Below are 7,844 nucleotides of genomic sequence, written 5' to 3' on the forward strand. Positions count from 1 at the left end.
GGGGTGGGGTAAAACAATTGTGGGGCAAGAGTTTGAGCTTAAGTTGACCTGTCAACAGTCAACACCAATATTTTTCACAACTCAAATAGGATTGCTATATCAATTCCTTTTCAGCTTGCAGCCAATGTTCAACAGACTTATCATCTGGATAGCCGCTTTGTTGCCAGATTTCATAAGCTCTAAAACGGATTTTATTTTCATCTGGGCGATTACTAATAAAATCTTCGCAGGAATTAGTAGTGAAATTATAGGGAGCTTGTCCAAAAAAATTCTGACGACCGAGAATTTCACGTGTAAAACGGTAACAATTTTGTTTGATTGGGCAATTTTCTCCAGGACACAGAGTCATGTCGTAAGGCATATATAGTAATCCTCTTTGATTTATTAAATTTACGTGTAGCGTGTTGGAGACATCGCTGTTTTAGGGCTAGTTGCGATGGCAAATCTAATATAAGCGGCTCTATATCTAACTGGGAGCATTGGTTTCTGTAAATATACAATGCACAAAAACTACTAGCGATCGCATCTTCAACAACAGGCGATGCTTGCGGCGGGTTGCGCCAACACTTTTTTTGCTCGACGGTTTGTATAAAAAAGTGCAACTTTGAGGATAAAAGGTGCAATTTCGAGGATAAAAGGTGCAACGTCGAAGATAAAAGGTGCAACTTCGAGGATAAAAGGTGCAACGTCGAGGATAAAAGGTGCAATGATGAGGTTTTGAGGTTGAGTTTAGACAAGCAGGAGTCGGCGATATTTACAACGGTCTATGCTTACGCGCTAATGCAATCCTTGATACAGGCTACATTATTAATTAGCTCAATTTCTCTGCTGCGCGTCCAAGCAGAAACTTGTCGTCAGGCATCATCTTTCTAAAACCGCAAATGACTAACAAAGAACTGCTGCAAATTATTGAACAAGCTGCCAAAGACAAAGTGACAGAATTAGATCTCTGTGAATATTATTCTCAACGAGAAATTAAAATTCGCGTAGCAGGAAAACGCAAGAAAGAACTGCTAGCAGTTATTATTCATGAATTAGAAAAAATCCATAAATCTTACGAACGTCTGCAATATCAAACACTTGTTCCTTGTAACTGTGAAAGCTGTAATGATAGTCAAACGCCTCATTTTTATAGCCGAGAAGTGTTGTACAAATCCCTGGAAGCGCGGAATTATCAAATTCAGTGCCAAAATAGCTTTCGTATGGTAAATGTCCAAAGACTTATTGATGATGTTCTATCGACTTCACATAACCCCCAAATTCCTATGTCCGAACCTATAACTAGAAATCAAGTTTTCATCAGCTATAGTCATCAAGATCAACAGTGGCTTACCAAACTTCAAAAACACCTCAAACCAATGATTCGCAACCAAACTTTGGTTGTCTGGGACGATACTAAAATTCAACCTGGTGCAAAGTGGCGCGAAGAAATTAAAAAAGCTTTAGCAGCAGCAAAAGTGGCAGTATTGTTAGTTAGCCCGGATTTTTTAGCATCAGATTTTATTGCCGATAATGAGTTACCGCCATTATTAGATGCGGCTGAAGCTGAAGGGCTTACTATTATTTGGATACCTTTGACTTACAGCGGCTATGAAGAAACAGAAATTGAAAAGTATCAATCAGCGCATCCTCCCAATCAACCTTTAAACAGCCTGAACTCTGGACAGGAGGATCGAGCTTGGGTGAATATCTGTAAGAAGATTAAAACCGCAATTCTTGAATGAAAAATAGATACTGAATTATTTTATAGCAATCCGATTTAATTTCTGAACTTACTCGTGAAGCTAGGGAACAGGGAACGGGGAATAGGGAATAAAAACTGTACTGAGTTTTTTTCAAAAATCAAATAGGAGTCCTATATGTTTCCAGTTATTGAAACTATTCCTTTACGTCAAATGGCTTCGGGCGATCGCCTTTTTTTACAACTATACAAATTCATCGGCGCTCAACCAGGTAAAAAGGTTTACATCCAATCTAATTTACACGGTGCAGAAATCGCTGGTAATGCTGTGATACAGCAGCTAATTGAGTTTTTATTAACAATAAATGATACAGATTTAACTGGAGAAATTTGGCTTGTTCCCGTTTGTAATCCAATGGGTACAAACGAACGCGCTCAACATTTTTCTCCTGGGCGTTACTGCGTTTACGAAGCTAAAGACTGGAATCGCATATTTTGGGATTACGAGAAAGAAGCTGATGATTTAGTAGCTTTTACTAAATCTCAACTTCATAATGATCTAGAGGTCGTTCGACAAAATTATCTAACTATAATTAAGCAACAATTCGCAAAAAATTTAGAAAAAATTAATTCTTTTAGTTCTGTGCCCTATACTGAGCTTTTTCGCTACAAATTACAAAGTATCAGTTTAGACGCAGATTATTTAATTGATTTGCATAGCTCTAATAATCAGGGTTTAGACTACATTTATTACTTCCGAAATCGCGAAGAAAGTGCTAAATACTTCCTACTTGATTTGGGAATTTTACTCGATAAATATGATGGCGATGCTTTTGATGAAGCGTTTATCAAACCTTGGCTAGCACTGGAAGCTTGTTTTCAAGATTTGGGTAGAGAAATTAAATTTGATATTGAAGGTTGGACGCTAGAATTGGGAGCAGGAATGCAAATGAACCTTGATTCAGTTGCTAAAGGTGTACGGGGTGTAAAAAATTATTTAGCACAAAAAGGTGTATTAAAAATTCCCAATTTTTCATCTGATACTAAAACTCAGGATATGAATTTTGTATCTAGTGGCAACAGGAAAAAATATTATGCGATCGCTGGTGGTATGATTCAATCAAGAATCAAATTAGGTAGTACTGTTAAAGCGGGAGAAAAGCTCTATCAAATTCTCAGTTTTAATAAAGAAAGTCAGCTACCGACTTTGATTGATGTCTGTGCCGAACAAGATGGATTAGTTTATGATGTTGCAACTAATCAAGCTGTGAATGAAGGTGAATTTGTATTAGGTGTTATTAGTTAGCTATTCAGTTTTACCAATTAAGACAAAAGACGGCGATTTATCGCGTCTTTAGGATTCTGTATGCCCAGCTAAAAATATTTGGATAAAAACCAAATCATAATACCAGTTCCCAGTAGACAAATAATTCCCGCCAAACCAGCTAGAGGTTTTTTGTTCTTACCTGTGAACCAGTCAGACACTTTACCAGTGTAAGTTATCAGTTCTGCTGTATCTATGGTAGCGATCGCCCACACCCATCCAGCGTGCAATCCCCAAGCTAAACCCAAATTACCACCATCGGCAAATCGCGCCAACACTAACACCATTCCCATCAACCACAATCCAGGGAGTTGGGGTGCAGTTTCCCGTTGCTCCCAAACCAAATGTAACACAGCAAAAATCAAGCTAGAAATGATTGCTGCCAACCAAACTGGATAATCCTGCAATAATTCAGTCAAGAAAAAACCGCGAAAAATTAACTCTTCTATTCCACCCACAAACAAAGCGATGGAGAAAATCGGTAGCAATATTGGTAGTACTAACTTAAGATTGGAGTTTTCAAAAGAACACCAACCTAACCCAAATTCGCCGATAAATACAACAGCTAGGCTCAGCACTCCCAAGCCGAAACCGATTGCTAAAGACTTGACAATTGAGAGATTGACAATAAAACCGTAATCTAAAAAAGACCTATTGACTAACGAACTAACTCCCCAGAGAACCAGGGGAGCTAATATGTAAAGTGACACCAACAAAGGTATCTTTTGCTCTGGCTGCAAAAATTTTGTAGGTTGCCAATTGAGCAAGATCCCTAATATTGTTACCAATGGTAACCAACACCCTATCCAGCAAATTAGGAATGCGATCGCTACAACTAGTGCAGGTGCATTTTCCATAAATGCCAGTAAGGCGTTGACCGAAAGCTCAAAAAAATTTGTCAACACAAACAAAAAAACACGATAGACTTCTTGCACTATAGATTTCCTGTTGATTAATCAAGACTCTACCAAACTTACTAACTCCGGCAAGTGGTCTAATCGTATTTTTTAACTCGACAAAATTCTCTCAACAGGACTACCAGTTTGTTGTTGAGGTAAGGACAAGTCGTCAAGTATTCACCTGAAACTTATCCCTACCATCAGCTTTATTTACTCTTCCTCGTCTAAATCTTCGTCTGATTCGTCGTCAGAGTCTAAATCTGGTGAGGTGAGTTTTTTATCACTTTCACCAAGTTGAATCAAGTGAATATGCTTGTATCCCAACCTAATTTCAAACTCATCTCCAGGCTTTAAGCCCATTGCTTTGGTATAGGTAGCACCAATGACAATTTGGCCATTTTGATGGACACTAACGCGATACGTCGGTTCGCGACCACGACCATCTTTTGGTGCTTCAGGACTAAGAGGAATTCCCCTAGCTGATAGCAAAGCATCATAAAAATCAGTGAGATTGACGCGAACTTGATTATTCTTAGTAACAGTGTAATAGCCGCACTGCTTAGCTCTTTCTCGGCGTGGTAAAGTGGAAAGTTCTTTTACTTTAGCAAGTAACGCTTTTCCGGTTAATGGCGCGGTTGCAGTTTCAGTCATTATGCTCAATTTTTCCTTACTCTCTCCAAATTGATAAACGATGTAGTTTCATGCCAGTATTCGACTTTTTAGCATTCGCATAAAGCTACTTAGGACTTTAGTGTAACGGGTGAATTCCTGCTGAACGGAGCCAAAAGCACTTCTATTATGGTTGTTTACAACCTATTAGAGGTCATAGTTACCAAAGAGATCAATTTTGGTGATTTTACGGTAGTTTTAACCATTATTCGCCATTAGAAAGGAAACTATTTTCTCTTTTGGCGCTACTGTAGGGGTGTAATTTTCAGCCACCTTTACAAAACGGCTAGGTTCTACTACAAATATGTCGTAGATCCAAGAAATAGCAGGTTTTTCACTTTTAGTACTTGCCTTTCTTACCTTTGAGTTGTAGAGATTTCTCTACTCATACTCAAAAGCTGAGGACAGCATAGTATTTCAATAGAGTCCTATGGGTATACACCCTTTTGCCTTAAAAGTAGAGACAAGAAAATTCACGTCTCTACAATACGAATCAACAAAGCAGTAGTAGCCACCTTGATGGGGCTATTGATTCTGGTTTTGTTACTTCGTAATTTTATATTAAATACTAGCATGGACTAATAATAGCAAAATACTTGTTTAATTTTGAATTAAAGTTGCTGGTAAATTTTTATTTAAATCACTGGACTTCAGTCAGAAAAAACCAGTGACGATTTTTCTTCCCCTTGATTGCAAGCACGAGCATTGTCCGATGGCTTTTATAAAAATTGATCTAATTGAGACGAGGAGTTTTGACCAATGAGTGAAGTACAAGATTTTTTGATTCAGAGGAAGCAAAAAGCAAAAACTCTCACGTATCTAGGTTTTCCGGTGCAAGAACTTTTTTTTGAAAGTCCTGAAAAATTTTTCTGGGTTTATTACCGTCAAGTAAAAAGTGGTCAGAGGATTCTCCACGTCTGTCTATGGGAAGAATAAATCTCTTAACATATGCTTAGCCCTCAATTTTCACCAACATAATGTTGAGCGTGCGGTTTCACACTTCTATATAATCAAAAGATTCTGGCTTTGCCAGTGCTTAACAGATTTTGATAACCAGTTGCTCTGATACAACTTGACATGTATTTAATTTGGATATTATCGCTAGGTAGGAGATGAACAACACTCACTCTTTAGGGAAACCACTTTTGCTTGACACTTCCAAACAGATAAATAAAATGCAAAGCAGGAATGACAATTTTGGTGTTTTAGCTCAAAACAGGGCACAAATGTGTTTTATAGCAATCCTATTTGATTTATAAACTACTCATATAGGCAGATAATAGGGAGTAGATTTGTTTACAACTCATTTAGTACTGTTGTATGGCAGTGCTACAAGTAAAAGTTTAATCGTTATCCTGAAACTAGAATCAGTTACTCTTTTATCGTCAGCTTATTAACATCAGGCTTAAAATTCAGGGTAAAAAGAATATGGCTTACTTTTAGCCACTAGCTGCCTTGACTGATGATTTTTAAGGCTGGTGAAGCAATTTTAAAATTTTGGTTAGAAGCAATGGAAGTTATTTTTAAGGTGATTCGACAGCAGCAAAATTCCTCTCCTATTGTGCAAACCTATGTCGTGGAGGCTCAACCAGGTAATACAATCCTCGATTGCCTCAATCATATTAAGTGGGAGCAAGATGGAACTTTAGCATTTCGTAAAAATTGCCGCAATACCATTTGTGGCAGCTGTGCTATGCGAATTAACGGCCGTTCCGCTTTAGCTTGTAAGGAAAATGTCGGCAGTGAACTTGCCAGATTACAACAAATAGCATCATCCCAAAGCAAAGTAAATGCCGTTGCCGAAATCACCATCGCTCCTTTGGGCAACATGCCAGTGATTAAGGATTTAGTTGTAGATATGAGCAGTTTCTGGAACAATCTAGAAGCAGTTGCTCCTTACGTTAGTACCGCAGCTAGACAAATACCAGAAAGAGAATTTTTGCAAACACCCGAAGAGCGATCGCGCCTCGATCAAACTGGTAACTGTATTATGTGCGGTGCTTGTTACTCCGAGTGCAACGCCCGCGAAGTAAATCCAGATTTCGTTGGCCCCCATGCCCTTGCCAAAGCTTATCGCATGGTAGCAGACTCACGAGATAGCGACACCGAAAATCGCTTAGCAAGTTACAACGAAGATACTAAAGGCGTGTGGGGTTGTACCCGTTGTTTGTACTGCGATAGTGTTTGTCCAATGGAAGTTGCACCCCTAGAACAAATCACCAAAATTAAACAAGAAATTCTTGCCGAAAAACAAGCCAGTGACAGCCGTTCAATTCGCCACCGCAAAGTATTAATCGATTTAGTCAAACAAGGTGGTTGGATTGACGAACGTCAATTTGGCTTACAAGTAGTAGGTAATTATTTTCGCGACCTCAAAGGACTACTCAGCCTCGCCCCCTTAGGATTGCGGATGTTAACTAGAGGTAAATTCCCCTTATCATTTGAACCTTCCCAAGGAACACAACAAGTGCGATCGCTCATTGAATCTGTGCAACAAGAAGAAAACAAAAGTTAGGAGTGAGGAGTGATGAGTTAGGAGTTAGGAGTCATGAATTTTAGCTCCCAACTCATAACTCTTAACTCTTAACTGTTAACTCCCAACTCCTAACTCCTAACTCTTAACTTTTAACTCCCAACTCCTAACTCCTAACTATAGTTCAACGCGGTTCCTGCGGTATGTTCAACGGTCGTCCATAACGGTCATATACTAAAACATCCCATTGGCCGTTGTTACTGGACTCAAAAGCAATTCGATTGCCATCTGCGCTAATTGTGGGGTTGCGGACTTCTGCTTGGAGGTTAGAAGTTAAATTGCGTGATTGGCGTGTTTCTCGGTCGTAGAGAAAAATAGCCGATCGCCCTTGGCGACTAGCTGCAAACACAATAAAACGACCATCTTGGGAAACACTGGGATGATTAGTGATGGTATCAAAGGAATTTAAACCAGGCAAATCAACCAAATCGCGAGTTAGCGTATCAAACATATAAACATCTTGGCTACCCCGGCGATCGCTAACAAAAACAATATATCTCCCAGAGATTTGCGGGTCTAACTCCGAAGAAAAACTATTAAGGCCTCGCCCCCCTGGATCGAAGGGATAACTTAAAATCCGAGGGTAGCCAAAACACCCAGTCAATAAACTTAAGCAGAGAAATGCAGGGATAAAAAGAATACGTTTAATCATAATTGTCATTAGTCATTAGTCATTAGCAATTTGTCAAGAGTTTCCTAACTCCTAACTCCTAAAGACTAAATCCTAACTAATAACTA

General features: G+C 38.9%; 8 protein-coding genes. 4 read left to right on the forward strand and 4 right to left on the reverse strand.

Annotated elements, in window-relative coordinates; genetic code table 11:
* Positions 1-94: 94 nt before the first annotated feature.
* The gene (locus GNE10_RS29120; protein WP_221643031.1) at positions 95-361 is read right to left on the reverse strand and encodes a DUF2934 domain-containing protein; all 267 of its coding nucleotides are present in this window, start codon (positions 359-361) and stop codon (positions 95-97) included.
* A 520-nt stretch (positions 362-881) separates the two neighbouring features.
* Between GNE10_RS29120 and GNE10_RS29125 the strand changes: the two genes are divergently transcribed.
* Complete coding sequence (locus tag GNE10_RS29125) at positions 882-1,724, forward strand: toll/interleukin-1 receptor domain-containing protein (RefSeq protein ID WP_185569154.1); 843 nt, start codon at positions 882-884, stop codon at positions 1,722-1,724.
* Positions 1,725-1,859: 135 nt separating this feature from the next.
* Complete coding sequence (locus GNE10_RS29130) at positions 1,860-2,987, forward strand: succinylglutamate desuccinylase/aspartoacylase family protein (RefSeq protein WP_185569155.1); 1,128 nt, start codon at positions 1,860-1,862, stop codon at positions 2,985-2,987.
* Positions 2,988-3,055: 68 nt separating this feature from the next.
* On the opposite strand, the gene GNE10_RS29135 is transcribed toward GNE10_RS29130, so the two are convergent.
* A complete protein-coding gene (locus GNE10_RS29135) occupies positions 3,056-3,862 on the reverse strand; it encodes a CPBP family intramembrane glutamic endopeptidase (RefSeq protein WP_185569157.1) in 807 nt (268 codons plus the stop codon).
* Between the two features lie 252 nt (positions 3,863-4,114).
* Positions 4,115-4,555: an AbrB family transcriptional regulator gene (locus tag GNE10_RS29140; protein WP_099069021.1), complete on the reverse strand. Its 441-nt coding sequence runs from the start codon at positions 4,553-4,555 to the stop codon at positions 4,115-4,117.
* Between the two features lie 777 nt (positions 4,556-5,332).
* Here GNE10_RS29140 and GNE10_RS29145 point away from each other — a divergent pair.
* Both GNE10_RS29145 and GNE10_RS29150 read left to right on the forward strand, forming a co-directional pair.
* Complete coding sequence (locus GNE10_RS29145) at positions 5,333-5,509, forward strand: hypothetical protein (protein WP_180267549.1); 177 nt, start codon at positions 5,333-5,335, stop codon at positions 5,507-5,509.
* 574 nt (positions 5,510-6,083) lie between these two features.
* Entirely contained in the window at positions 6,084-7,088 is a 1,005-nt protein-coding gene (locus GNE10_RS29150; protein WP_185569158.1) for a succinate dehydrogenase/fumarate reductase iron-sulfur subunit, read from the forward strand.
* A gap of 142 nt (positions 7,089-7,230) precedes the next feature.
* On the opposite strand, the gene GNE10_RS29155 is transcribed toward GNE10_RS29150, so the two are convergent.
* Complete coding sequence (locus tag GNE10_RS29155; RefSeq protein WP_099069034.1) at positions 7,231-7,758, reverse strand: TolB family protein; 528 nt, start codon at positions 7,756-7,758, stop codon at positions 7,231-7,233.
* Positions 7,759-7,844: the final 86 nt, after the last annotated feature.

Source organism: Nostoc sp. 2RC (assembly GCF_014222165.1).
In the GTDB taxonomy this organism is placed as follows: Bacteria; Cyanobacteriota; Cyanobacteriia; order Cyanobacteriales; family Nostocaceae; genus Nostoc; species Nostoc linckia.